This window comes from Niastella populi (assembly GCF_002078015.1).
GTDB lineage: Bacteria > Bacteroidota > Bacteroidia > Chitinophagales > Chitinophagaceae > Niastella > Niastella populi.
Window position 1 is genome coordinate 1 of the sequence record NZ_LWBP01000189.1, and the last position, 17,567, is coordinate 17,567.

14 protein-coding genes are annotated in these 17,567 nt (G+C 47.4%); 6 read left to right on the top strand and 8 right to left on the bottom strand.

Going from position 1 to position 17,567, the window contains the following annotated elements:
* Positions 1-270: 270 nt before the first annotated feature.
* Positions 271-873: an RNA polymerase sigma factor gene (locus A4R26_RS18755; RefSeq protein WP_081166354.1), complete on the top strand. Its 603-nt coding sequence runs from the start codon at positions 271-273 to the stop codon at positions 871-873.
* 6 nt (positions 874-879) lie between these two features.
* Positions 880-1,656 (top strand): tetratricopeptide repeat protein, encoded by a 777-nt coding sequence (locus A4R26_RS18760; protein WP_081166357.1) that lies wholly within the window; start codon positions 880-882, stop codon positions 1,654-1,656.
* A gap of 1,269 nt (positions 1,657-2,925) precedes the next feature.
* Here A4R26_RS18760 and A4R26_RS18765 read toward each other — a convergent pair.
* The 6 genes from A4R26_RS18765 to A4R26_RS18790 all read right to left on the bottom strand — a co-directional run bounded on the left by A4R26_RS18765 (position 2,926) and on the right by A4R26_RS18790 (position 10,775).
* Positions 2,926-5,763, bottom strand: a complete 2,838-nt coding sequence (locus A4R26_RS18765) for a CHAT domain-containing tetratricopeptide repeat protein (protein WP_081166360.1) — start codon at positions 5,761-5,763, stop codon at positions 2,926-2,928.
* Positions 5,764-5,847: 84 nt separating this feature from the next.
* Positions 5,848-6,759 carry a hypothetical protein gene (locus A4R26_RS18770; protein ID WP_081166363.1) on the bottom strand — a complete coding sequence of 304 codons (912 nt, stop codon included), beginning with the start codon at positions 6,757-6,759 and terminating at the stop codon, positions 5,848-5,850.
* A 245-nt stretch (positions 6,760-7,004) separates the two neighbouring features.
* Positions 7,005-7,202, bottom strand: a complete 198-nt coding sequence (locus A4R26_RS18775; RefSeq protein ID WP_081166366.1) for a hypothetical protein — start codon at positions 7,200-7,202, stop codon at positions 7,005-7,007.
* 105 nt (positions 7,203-7,307) lie between these two features.
* A complete protein-coding gene (locus A4R26_RS18780; protein ID WP_133054726.1) occupies positions 7,308-8,021 on the bottom strand; it encodes a tRNA1(Val) (adenine(37)-N6)-methyltransferase in 714 nt (237 codons plus the stop codon).
* Between the two features lie 181 nt (positions 8,022-8,202).
* Positions 8,203-9,246 (bottom strand): tRNA (adenosine(37)-N6)-threonylcarbamoyltransferase complex transferase subunit TsaD, encoded by a 1,044-nt coding sequence (gene tsaD, locus A4R26_RS18785; RefSeq protein WP_207625786.1) that lies wholly within the window; start codon positions 9,244-9,246, stop codon positions 8,203-8,205.
* Between the two features lie 278 nt (positions 9,247-9,524).
* Positions 9,525-10,775, bottom strand: a complete 1,251-nt coding sequence (locus tag A4R26_RS18790) for an ABC transporter permease (RefSeq protein ID WP_081166650.1) — start codon at positions 10,773-10,775, stop codon at positions 9,525-9,527.
* Between the two features lie 225 nt (positions 10,776-11,000).
* Here A4R26_RS18790 and A4R26_RS18795 point away from each other — a divergent pair, with 225 nt between their 5' ends.
* Positions 11,001-11,393, top strand: coding sequence for a group I truncated hemoglobin (locus A4R26_RS18795; protein ID WP_081166372.1), 393 nt, complete (start codon positions 11,001-11,003; stop codon positions 11,391-11,393).
* A 121-nt stretch (positions 11,394-11,514) separates the two neighbouring features.
* Here the strand turns inward: A4R26_RS18795 and A4R26_RS18800 are convergent, their stop codons facing one another.
* Positions 11,515-12,384 (bottom strand): aldose 1-epimerase family protein, encoded by an 870-nt coding sequence (locus A4R26_RS18800; RefSeq protein ID WP_081166653.1) that lies wholly within the window; start codon positions 12,382-12,384, stop codon positions 11,515-11,517.
* 39 nt (positions 12,385-12,423) lie between these two features.
* Between A4R26_RS18800 and A4R26_RS18805 the strand changes: the two genes are divergently transcribed.
* The 3 genes from A4R26_RS18805 (at position 12,424) to A4R26_RS18815 (ending at position 16,003) form a co-directional block, all read left to right on the top strand.
* Positions 12,424-13,056: an MgtC/SapB family protein gene (locus tag A4R26_RS18805; RefSeq protein WP_081166375.1), complete on the top strand. Its 633-nt coding sequence runs from the start codon at positions 12,424-12,426 to the stop codon at positions 13,054-13,056.
* Between the two features lie 225 nt (positions 13,057-13,281).
* Positions 13,282-14,877 carry a peptide chain release factor 3 gene (locus A4R26_RS18810; RefSeq protein WP_081166378.1) on the top strand — a complete coding sequence of 532 codons (1,596 nt, stop codon included), beginning with the start codon at positions 13,282-13,284 and terminating at the stop codon, positions 14,875-14,877.
* 103 nt (positions 14,878-14,980) lie between these two features.
* Positions 14,981-16,003, top strand: a complete 1,023-nt coding sequence (locus tag A4R26_RS18815) for a GNAT family N-acetyltransferase (RefSeq protein WP_081166381.1) — start codon at positions 14,981-14,983, stop codon at positions 16,001-16,003.
* 190 nt (positions 16,004-16,193) lie between these two features.
* Here the strand turns inward: A4R26_RS18815 and purB are convergent, their stop codons facing one another.
* On the bottom strand, positions 16,194-17,540 hold the full coding sequence (gene purB / locus A4R26_RS18820) for an adenylosuccinate lyase (protein ID WP_081166385.1): 1,347 nt from the start codon (positions 17,538-17,540) through the stop codon (positions 16,194-16,196).
* Positions 17,541-17,567 lie beyond the last annotated feature (27 nt).

Genomic DNA, 17,567 nt, shown 5'->3' on the forward strand with positions numbered 1-17,567 from the left:
GTGTATCCTATGTTATGCTATACGACACTTAGAACTTAAAACTTAAAACTGTATTCATGTATTTGGGTATTCCTAAGTATTTCTTACTATCAATTGGCCGGTTTTTGTTGACAATTGTCAATTTGCTGGGTTATTCTACAAATTCTAACCATAATATAACTGCCCGTGCGTTAATTTTGCGGCAAACTTTGCCAAGCGTTTCTAATTTTCATTAAAAAGTGAGTTCGCCGGTTACGAAATGAACACCGGCGTTTACTATTAATACCGAGCATGATAAAGGGCAATATGTACTCCGATGCGGAATTAATTGCTGCGATCGGAAGAGGTGATCAGATGAATAACGCCATTTTTTACATTTACGAGCAGTATTCTTCTACCATCCAGTCTTATATCCTGGCCAACAGCGGTACGCCGCCAGATGCCGAGGATATATTTCAGGAAACGGTAATCACTTTTATTGACCTGGTTAAAAAGGACAAGTTCAGAGGTGAAGCCAGCGTGAAAACTTTTTTGGCAGCCATTGCCCGAAACCTGTGGCTGAATGAATTGAAGAAAAGACAACGGAGCGAAGTTCGCGAAAAAGCATTCGAAACGAGCCGCGACCTTACTGAAATGGATGTGAGCGAATACATTGCCGACCGGGAAGTAAAACAACAGTTTGTTGAAGTATTGAGCAAACTGGGGGAGCCCTGTAAAAAACTGCTTACCCTGTTTTATTATGAGAATCTGTCAATGAAAGACATCACCCATCATTTGCCCTACGAAAATGAACAGGTGGTGCGCAACAAAAAATACAAATGCCTGCAGTCGCTGACGGAACTGGTAAAGCAAAATCCCGTTATCGCAAAGCTGGTAAATAAACAGTCTGATTAGTTTTTTATGGAAGACCGCAACGAACATTTACTCATTAATTACCTCGACCGAACCCTCGAAGAAAGGGAAATGCGGGAGATGGAAGCGCTGATCAACAGCGATCCGGAAACACGTAAACAATGGCAGTTTTTGCAACTGGCCGTTGATGCCGTTGAATATTCGGCAATTTACGACCAGGTAGCGTCGGTAAGGGAAAACTTCAGGAACATACAACCCGTTGAGGTATTACAGGCATCTAACAGAAGACCTGCACGTATTTTTCGCATGAGCAGGGCGTTGCGCGTAGCAGCTGCCGTGTTGTTGCTGATGGTAGGTGCAGGAGCGTATAAATTTTTTACCGTTAACGCAACACGCGTCTATGAACAGGCGTTCATAGGGTACACACTACAAACTGACAGAGGTCAGGCAACCATTACCGAAACAGAAAAAGCGTACCGTCTTCAGAACTGGAACGCTGTTATTGCCACCATTGACCAACTTTCCTTAAAAGATAATAAAGCCTTATTCCTTTCCGGCATGGCCAATCTGCAATTGAAACAATATGCAGAAGCAGGTATGTTGTTCGAGCAGGTGCTGCAAAACAATAAGCAGGCGGGCGATGACCTGTATCACGATGAAGCGCAGTATTACCTGGCGCTGAGCGAACTGGGCGGTAACAATACCCAACAGGCCGTGAAATTATTTCAACAGATCCGGGCCGATAAAGGCCATAAGTATCATACGCAAGCCGGAAAGATCGGTGATCTCGATCTGAAGATATTGAAATTCAAGGCGAGCCGTTAATTTGAAATAATTTTTAAAAAAAGTTACGATTCGCGGTTACGTTCTTTTCAACAGCTTTTACTAATTAATAGAACCAGCTCTTTTAAATAATTCCCTTTCACGTTCGTGAGGATCCGAATCAATAATATCGGAAACCTGATCCCGGCACTGACCGGGAGACAGAGAAACCTGTGTGGTTCCGTCTTCACGAACATCTTTCTACGTTCGTGAAGATCCGAATCAATAATATCGGAAACCTGATCCCGGCACTGCCTGGGAGACAGAGAAACCTGTGTGGTTCCGTCTTCACGAACATCTTTCTACGTTCGTGAAGATCCGAATCAATAATATCGGAAACCTGATCCCGGCACTGCCTGGGAGACAGAGAAACCTGTGTGATTCCGTCTTCACGAACATTTATAACATTCGTGAAGATCCGAATCAATAATATCGGAAACCTGATCCCGGCACTGACCGGGAGACAGAGAAACCTGTGTGGTTCCGTCTTCACGAATATCCCTACACATTCGTGAGGATCTGAATCAATAATATGGAAACCTGATTCCGGCCTGACCGGAAGACAGAGAAACCTGTGTGGTTCCATCTTCACGGATATTAGCCTCGCATTCGTGAGGACCAGATCATGATATCGGAAACCTGATCCCGGCACTGCCCGGGAGACAGAGAAACCTGGATGGTCTCTTCTTCACGAATTTTTTTTATTATCCTTTGTGGCGTTCAGTATCCGCCACCTGGTGGATTAAGTCACATACCTTTATAGTTTTCTAATGTAGTTCCATGCATGCGTTGCTCCCACACAGGCATCGTATGCTTTCTGATTCAGTCATGTGGTCAAATGCATTTTTTTTAACTTGTTTTGCCCGCTAAACCCTAACTTTTCTATTACACCCCTGGAAAACGGGACCTGATTTGAATTAATGATTTAGTTTTCTGTTGGTAATCGGGCAGGCCTCAAAGTCGCCCGGTTACCATTTTTAGGTTATCGTTTATGGTTTATAGTTCTTTATGTGCAACAGGCATTAGTTTCCGGCACATTACTTATGGCGAGGTTACAGTTTGTTAAGAATTCGGAATGAATGAACCATAAACCACAAACCATAAACCACAAACTGACCAATAATTGTAATTAGATCAATCCAGATAATTCATCCCTATATATAGTATGGGATACAACTTATAAAAGTCGACGTTTGATCAAAGGATAACGCAGAATATGCTAGTCCGGAGTACACACATCAGAGCAATATTTAATCCGTATACTTGTGTTAACTACGTCGACTTTTTTCTTCTTTTTCGCAGTATCATCAACATTACCGCCAGGGCTGTCATCATTACGCCTATAACCGGCAAATACCAGTATGAAGCGGGTGTTTTTACCAGCGGCTGGGTATCGCCGGTCAGGAGTAAATGCGCCCAATAATCAGGCGACCTGTTCACCGCATCGCTGTGCAGGTAATCGAGTTTTGCCTGTCGCAGCGCTTTGGATTTTGTATATCCCTTTTGTAAGTAAATATGAAATCGATGTAAGATAGCGGCTGTGGCTTCATCATCGGCCTTCCATAAGCTATTCACCACACTGGCGCAGCCGGCATAGGCAAATCCCCGCGAAATACTTAACACGCCTTCACTATTCACCAAATGACCATTTCCTGTTTCACAGGCGCTGATGATCATCAGCCGGGTATTTTCCATATTCAGTCCATACAACTCCTCGAGGTACAGGGCATCCTGCGCCGGTTGTTGTGTGGCGGGGTAGAAGGTAATGAACGAGGCGGCGCTATTGCCCGTATCGGCTATGGCATGCGTGGCCAGGTGCACAACGGGGTATTGCTGCAGGTGTTGCAGGAAGGCTTCTTTGGTTGCCTCTTCACCCGTAAACGACTTTCCGGCTAAACCGGCAATTTCCTTTGCCGATGCCGGCAGTTGTTGCATGTAATCATAATGCGGATGCGGGTATTGCATGCCGCTTTGCGAAAAGGGCGCCATGGCCAGGGTAGAAAACACGGCGGGCGGCGCTTGTGTGCGCGCAGCCTGCGTTACAAAAAAACGTGCGCCGAACTGGTAACTGATCTCATTTGTTTCAAGCAATAGCCTGGCATTGGGCCCGTCTGCGGCCGGCAACGATTCAAATGGCAGATAGTACAGGATGTTATCGGGAATGATGGTCCATTCGAACTTATTACCGGCCAGCGCCTGAACAGGTTTTATCAGGTGCCGGTAAATTTGTTCGCCCCAGGGCCCGCCTTTGAAGCGGCGCCCGCTTTCCGTATTTTGTAAAGCGGTTAGCCATTGTGTTATGGCCTGCTTCAAAACGGGAAATGAATCGATGCGGGTTTGTTTGAAATCGTTCTTTGTAATTACAAAAACCTGCAGCGCATTGCCGGTGGCATAAAAACTAATGACCGCCTGCTGTGCATTGAGGTATTGTTGTATGGAATCGGGCCGGGGATACGCATCGTTGTACTTATGCTGATAGTACACGCTGTTTTGCTCTATGGCATGTTGTACCTGCGCCAGTTGAATTTCAAAGGTCGCTTTTTCGCCGGCCAGCGCAGCCAGCCTGGCGCTGTCGGTTGTTTGATCGCCGCGGATGCTGATACGGGCGATATTATATTTTATATTTCTCTCCTGTTGTATAAGCGCAGGATCGATGCCCGGCAGTTTGCGAAAGCTTTTCTCGGCAAGGCCGCCAAACATTACCGAGGCCTTGTTGCGTTCGGCCAGTACAAAGGCCTGCTGCGCGTAACCTGCACGGGGATGCAAATCGTGTAACTGTAAACATAGCTGCACCGCCTGCTGGTGTACCTGCTGGTTATTGTTTTTCAGGAACAATTTGGCGTCGTCGGTGTCGTAGCTTTTTTCAATATAGCGTAAGAGGGCGATGGCGCTGTTATAGGTTGCCAGCGCTGTTTGCAGGTGTATTTCTTTTTTCTGTACCGAATAAAGCGTTTCAAACAGGGTAGCTTTTTTATACAGGGCATCGAAGAGGCGAAAGGAAGTGAATGTACCGGTAAAACTTACAGGGTTCGTTAACGGATCGGGATTGTTGTAATGCCCGCTGAAAATGATAATGGCTTGTTGTATTTCGCGCAGCGCGGCATCATATCGTTCTCTTTTCAGCAGTACTTCGCCTTCGTACAAATGGTGCATGCCGTAGTAAATGCTGTTGGTTTTTGTTGTACCTGCCAGCACCGCCGGTTCGAACCGGTTCAGAAAATGCTGGGCCGAATCGGTATTGTTCCGCAACAGGTGCGTATGCGCCAGCTCGTTGTACACCCGGGGCAGGGTAGTGGCGTTTACCCGGTGAAACCAGTGCAGCGCCTGTTGGTAATTGCCCATGGCCTTGTAGGCAAGCCCCATGTTCAGGAAGATCTGGCTGGTAAAAACCTTTTGCGAACAGAGCGTCTGGTATATAGCGATGGCCTGCTGATACAAACCCAGTTTGTAACAGGATGCGGCAATATTGTTTTCGATATTCACTACCCAGCTTGCATCTCTTTCGGGGTTCTTATTGATGATCTCGAGCGCATGGGTGAAATAGTTGCGGCTTTGTAAATAATTTCCGTTCTCATAGTATAGAACGCCGAGGTCGTTATACAATCTTTCCTTTTCGGGCACTCCGGGAAAACGTTGCGCCAGCATTTCGGCCTGCAGCAAAAAATAACTGGCCGAATCGAAATTATTGAGATGATAATAGGTTGTACCGGTATGCTCGCTTACGTCGTACAACAGCGAATCGCTCCAGTTCCTGTTGCGTTGTTTTATGCGGTGGGCCTGCAGGTAGGCTTCAATGGCCTGCGCATAGCTGGCCTGCACTTCGAGCAAAATGCCTTTGTTCACATGAGTAAAGAACAACAGGGTATCGGGCACATTGCCGTGTTTTGCAGCCAGGTCGATCACCTGTTCAAAGGTGGCAAGGGCAACACTGTCGGTTGCGTCGGTGGGGTTGGGCAAACGGAACAACCTGTTTGCTTTATGATACAGGTCGCGGATGGTGGCGGGTCTTACGCTTTCACCGGTATTGTAGGAGCAAAACAGCCAGGCGGCCAGCGGCAGCCAGCCTTTCCATAAAATGCAATCGATAGTAAGCCTCATTAATTTAACCATGAGCAGGGAGGATAAATGGTTAAAGGAATAAGGTATAAGAGTCAGTAAAATATATTACCCCCTCTACGGAGGGGGTGGGAAAAGTTATCTCGACAAACCGGCAATGATCAGCAATGGCGGACGTGGCTTGCCGTTCACTATCTGGTAGTTGAACATGCTGAAGTTTTTACTGGCCACCTCCAGTTGCAGGTTTTGCGGTATGCTCGACACTTTATCGAAGTACATAACCTGTACGGTTATTGTTTGCGTGGCATTATTACTGGCATCGTTCAGTTTGTACAAAATGGGGATCATTTTAAAATCGCCGTTCCTCAAATTAGGACCAAACATACCATCGGCCATTGATTTCTTCAGGTTGATGATACCGCTGGTTGTACGTACCCGCAGTTTTTGATCATTGGCCTTTGAGCCCGGGGCCGCATTATCGAACTGGCACCTGTTATTGCCGCTGCTGTTATTATCGGGATAGTCGGTATCGTCGCTGGCATCGCAAATCGACGGACCGAAAGGATCGGCATTGAAGACGGGTTTGGCGAGGGTGTCGTTCTGGTCGAGCGCATAGATATGGTCGAGGTAGGTCATACCGCCAACGACCAGCTGACTTGTACAGGTATCGGTAGTGCCTTTTTTAACGAAAGCCACCTTGTACCGTACACCGGTTTCGCTTTGTGAAAGGTTGATGACGCCTGTTGTGCGGTTCAGCATAAGCCCATCGGGCCAGCTTAAATACGTACCCTGTACGCCGCTATTGTTTACGGGGTTAACGAAAAAATCGCCGCCCGTAGTAGGTTTTGTAAAAAGGATGGTGTCCCCGTAATTGGGGGCATACATACAGGTGGGGTTGGTTCCTGTTAAAGGAGTCGCATTAATAACTTCTTCTCCTTTAGTTATATCTTCACTCTCACTGTCTGTATGATCGGCTTTGTTGCACGCAATGGCAAGAAGTAGCAATACGAACGACAGCAGGGAAATGCCAGAACTCTGTTTGCTTTTCATGTAAGTTTCGGTTTTTAACGCGGGAATCCATTGATCAGACAAGGTTTGGTTTCCTGTACCAGCGTATATCACCGTAATTCAACGGATACGGATGAACAAATATTCGATTTTTAGTTAATAATACACGAATATATATTACTGTCTTATTTATCATACTGATTTACAGTGATTAAAAGGTAGTTATTTTTATTGACTTATTATAAATATTAGGATTACTTACTTATGTCCGTACGGGAATAGCTGTTTTAACCTGCCGCCAGTTCCGGCGTTTCTTCGGGCTCACGGTATGCTGACTGTACCGTTTTCATGGTATGGAGGTGGAACACAGGTAATAAGATCACATATTGTACCAGGGTAAATCCTGCCAGGTACCACATGGTCATTCCATTATCGAATAAACTGGAGGGTGACCGGTAACCATAAACACCATACGCATTCTTCATGCCGTTAGCAGGCCGGCGAGAATACCAGGGGAAAGATCTTTACATAGGAGTTGCGGCGCTCGTTCATAGTTTAAGGATTCTGCGGCGAAATGTACAAAGTACATCTCAGAGGTACAAGTAATAATCCCTTAACAATTCCACAAATTCGGGGGTGTAGCCGTTGTTTTCGTTTTTTATGATTAGTTCAAAGGAAGGGGCGAATTCGTCGTGGTTCCGGGCGTAATGCAGGATGGCCCGGAAGGGAGGATGTTTGGGGGTTTGCTTTACATCGAGTTTTTCGATAAGCGAAAAACCCGATCGTACGGCCAGTTTGTTGAAATGCTCCCAGCGGTGAAAGGGGAGCAGGATGCCGAAGGCGCCATGCGGCTGCAGGTTGGCGGCGATGGCTTCCATCAATTCCTCGAGCGAAAGGTGTTTGCTGTGTTTGGCAACCTGTTCGCGGTCGTCGGTGCTTTGCAGGTCATTATCGAAGAAGGGCGGATTGGTGATAATGAAATCGTACTGCAGGGGGAAATGGAAGCTGCGTACGTCGCCGGGAAATGCCCTCAGGCGCTCTTTCCACTCGTTCTGGCTGACGTTTTCCTTTAACTGCCTGAATGCGGCCAGGTCTATTTCAATGCCGTGGATCTCGGCCTGGGAGCGTTGTGCGAGCATCATCATTTGCAAACCGGTTCCGCTGCCGATATCGAGCACCGTGGCGTACTGCGGAATTTTCGCCGAGAACCAGGCGCCAAGGATACACGCATCGGTGCATACTTTCATTGCTACCTGGTCCTGGTGTATAGTGAATTGTTTGAATTGGAAATAAGAGTTAGCCACCTGATTAAATTAACTATTTTGGGTTGCCGTTCAGTTTATGGTTTTTGGTTTATAGTTTATGGTTCCTTCATTCGAATATTCTTCTTTATTTCAAAACTCGCTACGTCAATAACTGCTGCAAAAAGTAATGTGCCGGAAGCCAGCTACTGCTGCGCATAAAGAACAATAAACAATAAACTGATTAAAATTCCGCCCTCGCAGTCGGCCCGGTGCCCAGATCTGCAAAATCATTTTCAAGGAACTTATAATAAGCGGTGATGGCGATCATCGCGGCATTGTCGGTACAATATTGAAAGGCGGGGATGAACGTTTGCCATTTATACTTTTGGCCCATTTCGGTAAAGGCCTGGCGCAATCCGCTGTTGGCCGATACGCCGCCGGCGATACAGATCTGATCGATACCGGTAGTGCGGGCTGCGGCCTTTACTTTATTCAGCAAAATACTTACGATGCGGTGTTGAATGGAGGCGCAGATATCGGCCAGGTTCTCTTCTACAAATTTTGGATTGGCAGCCGTATGCTCCTGCAGAAAATAAAGGATGGCGGTTTTCAGTCCGCTAAAACTGAAGTTCAGTGCCGGCATCTGCGGTTCAGGGAATTTGAACCGGTTGGGGTCGCCGGTTTTGGCGTATTTGTCAATAAGCGGTCCGCCGGGGTACGGCAGTCCGAGCAGTTTGGCCGATTTATCAAAAGCTTCTCCTGCGGCATCGTCCATGGTTTCGCCAATCACTTTCAGCGAGAGCGGCGATTCGCACAAAACGATCTGGGTATGGCCCCCGCTTACGGTAAGGCAAAGGAACGGGAATTCGGGCCGGGGATCTTCAATGAGGTTGGCTAGCACGTGTGCCTGCATGTGATGTACGCCAATCAGCGGCACATTGAGCGCCAGCGCCAGCGATTTCGCAAACTGGGCGCCTACCAGCAGGGAACCAATAAGACCGGGCGCCTGGGTAAAAGCCACCGCATTTACCGATTGCAGCATGGTGTTCACAGATGCATCGTTCACATATTCGCCTGCCTGCACGGCCGCTTTTTGCAGGGCGGCATGCACTACCGGTACAATGTTTTGCATATGCGCACGGGAAGCCAGTTCGGGCACCACGCCGCCGTATTGTTCATGTACGGTTTGGTTGGCTATAAAATTCGAAAGAATGTCCCCGTCGCGGATGACAGCGGCGGATGTTTCGTCGCAGGAAGACTCGATTGCTAAGATGGTAATACTCACACCACAAATATAGTTACTGTAAAGAATTATTGGTGTTGCGTACTCCTATTGAACAGTTTTTGGTTTATGGTTTGTTGTTTGTGGTTGCTGCCGCGCTTTGAGAAGTGTTTATAATTTTTCAGATCACTTAATTTCAGGAATGGCCGGGAGGTTCCGGATAACAGCGACTGTTCGCATAAAGAACCACAAACCATAAACCACAAACCACAAACAACAAACAACAAACTGATACCTATAGCTCTATAAAGTTCAATACAGGCTGAAGTTTTTTCTGGTTATTATTTGCTTCTGATAGCTACTACCGGATCCATTTTAGCTGCAATCGATGCAGGTATAATACCCGCCAGTACGCCGACGATGATACAAATGGAAATGGCGAGTATCAGTATGTTGGGAGCTATGAATACCGCAAACCCAAAAATGGCTTTGGAGGCCAGGGTGAGCAGGAACACGATCGAAAGACCCATCAATCCGCCCATAATACAAAGGAAAGCGCTTTCGAGCAGGAATTCGGTAAGAATGACGGAGCGTTTGGCGCCGATGGCTTTTTTCAGCCCTATTTGCGAAGTGCGTTCGCGAACGGTTACGAACATGATATTGGCCACGCCAAACATGCCCACCACGAGTGAAAGAATGGCAATGGCCCAGCCGCCTTTGTTGATGCCGCCAAAAATTTCGCTGGCGAAACTGCTGAAGGCGTCGATATCGTTCAGTGCAAAATCGTCTTCCTCTGTAGGTTTCAGTTTGCGTATGGAACGCATGGCGCCGGTAAGTTCATCGCGCAGCTGTTCCATGGCCACCGATTCGCCGCCCTGCACCATGATGATGGGGTTGGCGTTCTTTTCACGGAACATTTCCCGCATAAAACCCAGGGGCATCAGGATGCAGTTATCGTATTCCCAGCCGTTCACAATGCTTTTGCCCTGTTTTTTGATCAATCCCACCACCTGGGCGCGTTTGCCCGATTTCAGGATGATGGTTTTGCCCAGTGCTTTTTCCGCTTTGCCAAACAGGGTTTCGGCAATGGCATAACCCATTACCACCACGTTGGCCGAAAAGTCGTAATCGGCCGGCTGCAGGTAACGGCCCAGTTCAATATCTATCGGTTGAATTTTTACAAATTCTTCAGTTATGCCGTAATAATTGACGTTGTTGATGACGTCGTCGTCGAAGCCCACATAGCTGTTATTGCTGATATTGAAGGCTACATTGGTGGCTGCCGGCACTTTCTGTTTAATCAGTTGCATTTCCTCGTAGGTAGGGGCGGGGCGTTTTACATAACGCCACCAGGGATAGTCGGGACCGCCGGCATATACCCATTTATCGATGTAAACGGTATTGGTGCCAAGGGCCTTGATGTCTTTTTGTACCTGGTATTCGAGACTGTCTACCGTTGCCAGCACGCTGATGATACAAAAAATGCCAAAGGCCACCCCGGTCAATGAGAGCAAGGTGCGAATTTTATGGCTTTTGAATTCCTGCCATGTTAAGTTGAGGCTACTGCCCAGTATTTCCAATACGCGGCGCATGGAGTAAATATAATATGAAGCCGCTGATACGCCAAAAGCCTGTGTGTTAAATGGTAATGCCGGCTGAAGAGGGGCAAGTATTATTTGTTTGGCACATTTCAAAATGTTCGATCGATGTTCTGTTCAAATAAGTTAATTTTATAATGCATTTCTTTCCTCCCATCCCCATGATAATTGTTTGAACGTGGCAAAAGTTTATTCTTCACCGTCTTAAAACACATAATCATGAAACCAGCAGATGTTGAGCAACAATCCCTGTATGAACGCCTTGGTGGAACAAAAGGGATCCACGATCTGGTTGACGAAATAGTTGAAGCCCATATGAGCAATCCGGTTATTAAGGCGCGGTTTCTTCCCTACAAAGACAAACCCGATCAGCTAATCCAGATCAAAAAACATGTTGTTGATTTTTTTGATGCAGGAAGCGGCGGGCCTGCGGTTTATACGGGAAGGGATATGCCGACAACTCATCGTGGAATGAATATCAATGAGGCGGAATATATGGCTACGATAGATGACATTTTGAAAGTGCTGACAGAACATGGAATAGATGAAGATACCCGTAAGGACGTGCTGGCCATTTTGTATTCGTTGAAGGAAGGGATCCTGAGGCAATAAGAGATTTGAAAAAGTAAACCGGAGCAGGCGGGATTTCTCACAGCTGCCTGCTCCGGTTTTTTATATAAGGTTTGCACCGGGCGGCTGAAAATATTGCCCGGTTTGCTTTGCAAATTGTCATCTAATACAATGTCACTGTCCAGGTGCGCGTAAACGACTCTTCCGGTTCCAGCTTGTTGATCCCTTCTTTCTCACTCAATTGTTGATTTGTGTTTACGCTGTCGGCAATGCCGCACCAGGGTTCTATACATACAAAATCGGCGTTTTTGGCGGCCCAGATGCCGAGGAACGGAAATCCGGGATAGTCGAACCGGAAACCGTGCGGTGTTTTGTTTGAACCCAGGGTGACGATGGTAGAGGCCATGCTTTTCAATACGAGCGCATCTTTCTGAAACAGGTCTTTGCTCAGGTTCAGCCGGTTGGTATTTTCAAGCAGGGGAATGGGCGATTGTTCAATCAGTCCATCAGCAGAAATAGGCCAGCGCGGCGTTGTTTCGGTTTGGTTGAACTGTAAATAATAGTCGGTATACCCGGTGCCGGGTGCCAGCGGTAATTTAAAAGCGGGGTGGGCACCTACGGAAAAGTACATCATTTCCCTGCCGGTATTCACTACCTCACAGGCAACTGCCAGCGAGTTTTCGAACAACGTGTACCGGAGGCGGAACTCAAAAGTAAAGGGAAAAACAGCAAGCGTATCGGCATCGCTGCGAAGCAGGAAAGTAATGGTATCGGCGCTATGTTCTTCCACTGCAAACTGTTTGTCGCGGGCAAATCCATGCCGCGGCAACTGGTACAACTGGCCGTTGTGGATGTAGGTATTATTTTTTAATGTTCCTACTATCGGGAACAATACCGGCGAATGTTTGCCCCACACTGCGGGATCGCCATGCCACATGTAATCGAGTTGATTTTCTTTATGTACCAGGCTGGTCAATTCGGCGCCTTTGGCATTGATAACTGCTTTGATCTGTGTGTTTTCTATGGTAAACATACTGCCAAGATACATAAGAAGTAAAAACCAACAACCAAAATGGATACAGTAGATATTATATCCAAATTGCTAAGCGCCGTTATAATAGGCGGCATCATCGGCGCCGAAAGGGAATACCACAATAAATCGGCCGGATTGAGAACCCTGATGCTGATCTGTCTGGGGTCAACCCTGTTCACTATATTTTCCATGGAAATTGGCAGGGAAAGTTCGCCCGACCGGATCGCCGGCGGTATTGTTGCCGGTATCGGTTTTGTGGGCGCAGGGGTGATCTTTATGGGCGGTACCGGAATTAACGGTGTTACCACGGCGGCTACCATTTGGGTAACGGCCGCGCTGGGTATGGGGGTGGGCGCGGGTCACCAGTACGCATCCCTTATAGGTTGTGTTATTCTGGTAGGTATACTACAGGCGTTTACCATTATTGAAGCCTTGATGGAGCGGTTAAACAGTTCTCACACCTATAAGATTACCTGTGCGTACCATGACAGGGTATTTGAACAATACGAAACCCTGATGAAACAGCACCGGTTGAAATTTATCAGGGGGCCGCAATGCCGCGATCGTCAAACTGCATCAACCACCTGGGAGGCGCAGGGGTCAAAGAAAGCCCATGATGCGTTTATTCACCAGATGCTGGCCGATGAATCGGTGCTGAAGTTTGAATTCTAATCCCGGCTGAAGTCGGGACAAGTCGTGATGATACGATAATGTGATAATTCGATAATTCTTTCATTGCGGGCAGTTCCTATTATCATCAGGCCCACGCGTATGCATTCTCAAAATTGTATTCCATTATCACATTAGCAAATTATCACATTATCACATTGGCGTTTTAGCGTTACCTTTGCGCGGCTAAATGGCTATTGCCAGGAAGGCACAACTCGATATAAAACAATGAAATACAACAACGAAATTCATAAACGACGCACTTTTGCCATTATCTCGCACCCCGATGCCGGTAAAACCACCCTTACCGAGAAGTTCCTGCTGTTCGGTGGCGCCATTCAAACGGCCGGCGCGGTAAAAAGCAACAAGATCAAAAAACACGCTACCAGTGACTTTATGGAAATTGAGCGCCAGCGTGGTATCTCGGTAGCTACGTCGGTGATGAGCTTTGAATATAAAAATATTTTAATTAACCTGCTCGATACCCCTGGTCACAAGGACTTTGCGGAAGATACTTACCGCACCCTTACGGCCGTGGACAGCGTTATTCTGGTGGTTGACAGCGTGAACGGGGTCGAGGACCAAACCCGCCGCCTGATGGAGGTTTGCCGTATGCGCGATACCCCGGTGATCGTGTTCATCAACAAAATGGACCGCGATGGCAAGAACCGGTTCGACCTGCTGGAAGAGATCGAAAATGAACTGAAGATCTCCCTGCACCCGATGACCTGGCCTATCAACAGCGGTAAAGACTTTAAGGGCGTTTACAACCTGCACGATAAAAACCTGTTGCTGTTCACCGCCAATACCAAGGCGGCCGATGATGATGTGGTGCAGATCTCTGACCTCAGCCTGCCCCTGCTCGACGAAAAAGTAGGCGACAAAGACGCCTCTATTTTACGTGAAGATGCCGAGCTGATCGAAGGCGTTTATGGCGAACTGCCCGTGAACGACTACCTGTCGGGTAAGGTGGCGCCCGTTTTCTTTGGCAGCGCCATCAATAACTTCGGGGTAAAGGAAATGCTCGATACCTTCATTCGCATTGCACCGGTGCCCCGCCCGCGCGCCACTTCGGTTCGGGATGTGCCGCCAACGGAAGACAAGTTCTCCGGTTTCATTTTCAAGATCCACGCCAACCTCGATCCCAAACACCGCGACCGCATTGCCTTTTTGCGGGTGTGCAGCGGTAAGTTCGAGCGGAACAAATACTTCCACCACGTGCGCCTCGATAAAGATGTGCGTTTCAGCAACCCATATACCTTCATGGCCCGCGATAAGGATGTAATTGAAGAAGCATATGCCGGCGATGTGGTTGGTTTGTTCGATACCGGAAACTTCAAGATCGGTGATACATTAACGGAGGGCGAGAATTTCTTCTTTACCGGCATTCCGTCGTTCTCTCCTGAAATATTTAAAGAGGTGATCAACAAAGACCCGATGAAAACCAAACAATTGGAGAAGGGACTTTTACAGTTGACCGATGAAGGGGTGGCCCAGTTGTTCACCCAGTTTGGCGGCAATAAAAAGATCATCGGCTGCGTAGGCGACCTGCAGTTTGAAGTGATTCAGTACCGCCTGTTGCAGGAATACGGCGCTTCGTGCGAGTTCAGGGCACTACCTTATTTCAAGGCCTGCTGGATAACGGCCGCCGACCCCAAAAAGCTGGATGAGTTCACCCGTTTTAAATCGAATAACATCGCTACCGATAAAGACGGGCACCTGGTTTACCTGGCCCAAAGCGAATGGTTCCTGAATACCGAGCGAACAAACAATCCTGATATCGAGTTTCACTTTACGAGTGAGATACATAAAGAGGCAGTATAAGGTTTGTGGTTTGTTGTTTGTAGTTTGTCGTTGGGGCTCCTGGTTTTGCAGGGACAGTTTATTGTAACCACAAACCTTAAACTACAAACCACAAACATCTGACATGGTTATTTTTGAAACAGTGCGCTTAATTATACGTCAATATACACTTGCCGATGAAGAGAATTTTTTCCGCCTGAATGGCGACCCGGAGGTAATGAAGTACATCCGCGAGCCCAAGGGCCGGCAGGAATGTACTATCTTTTTAAAGCGGAACCTTTCTTTCTATGAGCAAAACCCGCTGATGGGCCGCTGGGCCATGATCGAAAAAGCATCCGGTGCATTTGTTGGTTCCTTTGCCATTATTCCCGTTGAAACAACCGATCGCAGCCGCCATACAGAAATACAATTGGGCTATGCCTTATTAAAAGAACACTGGGGCAGGGGGTATGCAACTGAATCAACCCGGGCGGGGCGGCAGTATGCCTTCGACATCATGAAGCTGCCGGTGATCGTTGCCATTACAGAAACCGCCAACCTCGCTTCGCAAAAAGTATTGCTTCGAAGCGGTTTCATTCAACAGGCCAATATTCACGAAGGCAATAAACCGCTTTGTTATTTTACCAGCCGCAATCCTAACGTAATAGAAACGGAACGGCTTCATTTATTTCCACTTACATTAGCTCAACTTGAATTATACCTGAAAGGGAATGACGGGTTGGAAAAAGAATTGGGGCTAACGCCGTTCGGCCGCACCGTTGCACCGCAGGTAAGGGATATGGTTACAAAGTTCACGCTGCCGAAGATCTATGAAGCCATGCCGGAAGATTACCTCTTCTATACATTCTGGCTGGTAGTTGACAAACAAAGCAGGGTGATTGTGGCGGAGATGGGTTTCAAAGGGCCGCCCGTTGATGGGGGCAGGGTAGAGATCGGGTATGGCACCATGCCGGCCATGCAAAGCAAAGGGTATATGACCGAAGCGGTAAATGGCATGTTGCAATGGACCGCTGGCCGCAGGGATATTAGACTGGTACTCGCAGAAACACATGCAAGCAATGTTCCTTCAATAAGAGTTGTCGAGAAGAACGGATTCATACCGCTCACCAAACAGGGTGAAATGATATGGTGGAAAAAGATCGTATGAAATGCAAAAGGGAAATGCAAATGTCGAATATCGAATGTTCAATATTGAATGTCGAAGTTAATACAGCCAATCCGTTTTTTACTTCGACATTGTATTCAACTTCCTAATTCTTCATTTTTAATTTCTCATTTCTCATTTCCCTCACTTCGACATTCGACATTCAGCATTCAATATTCAGCATTCGATATTTTTAAAACTCAGGATTCACCCCTGTATAATTCTGCGGAGTTATCTTCTTCAGCTCTTTCTTCACGGCCGATGAAACTTTCAGTCCGTCGATAAACTCGTGCATGCTTTCCTGGTTGATGCCGTTTTTACCGCGCGTGAGTTCTTTCAGCGCTTCGTAAGGCTGCGGATAATTTTCGCGGCGCAAGATGGTTTGAATGGCTTCAGCCACTACCGCCCAGTTATTTTCAAGGTCGGTATTGATGGCGTTACTGTTAAGCACCAGTTTGCCAAGGCCTTTTTCTATTGATTTCAATGCGAGAATGATATGAGCGAACGGAACGCCGATGTTACGCAGAACGGTTGAATCGGTAAGGTCGCGTTGCAGGCGGCTCACCGGTAATTTGGCGGCGAGGTGCTCAAGCAATGCATTGGCGATACCCAGGTTGCCTTCGGCATTTTCAAAATCGATGGGGTTTACTTTATGCGGCATGGCGCTGGAACCTATTTCACCCTTCACGGTCTTTTGCTTGAAATACTCCATGGAAATATAGGTCCACATATCGCGGCAAAGATCGATCAGGATGTTGTTGATGCGTTTCATGGCATCGAAATGCGCGGCGAGGTTATCGTAGTGTTCGATCTGTGTGGTGAACTGCTGGCGTTGCAAACCCAGCACGCCTTCTACGAAATCATTCCCGAACTGCACCCAGTCCTTTTCAGGAAATGCAACGGCATGGGCATTGAAGTTACCGGTAGCGCCGCCGAATTTGGCGGTGACCGGCACATTGATCACCTGCTCAACCTGGTTGGTGATGCGTTCTACAAACACCATGATCTCCTTGCCCAGCCGGGTGGGGCTGGCTGGTTGACCGTGAGTATGGGCCAGCATGGGAACTTCTTTCCATTCGGTAGCCAGCAGTTCCAGCTGCCGGTTGAAATTAAGCAGGGCAGGCAGGTATTCGTTTTCGATGGCATGTTTCCAGGAAAGCGGGATAGCCGTATTATTGATATCCTGGGAAGTTAAACCGAAGTGCACCCATTCCTGGATGTTTTCGGCTTCCATGGCGGCTAATTTTTCTTTAAGAAAATATTCTACGGCCTTTACGTCGTGGTTGGTGATCTTTTCTGTGTCCTTTATCTTTTGGGCGTTCTCTAATGTGAAATTCTCACAGATATCCTGCAGGCCTTTTTTTTGGGCGGCGCTGAGGGCGAAGAATTTTTTATCGGCCAGGAACCGCAAATACTCTACTTCTACCAGTACCCGGTATTTAATGAGGGCGAACTCTGAAAAATAATCGTCTAAGTGCTGAACCTGATGACGATAGCGTCCGTCTACAGGTGAAATGGCCGTAAGTGCGTTTAGTTCCATGAACAATTGTTGTTTATTGAGGCACGT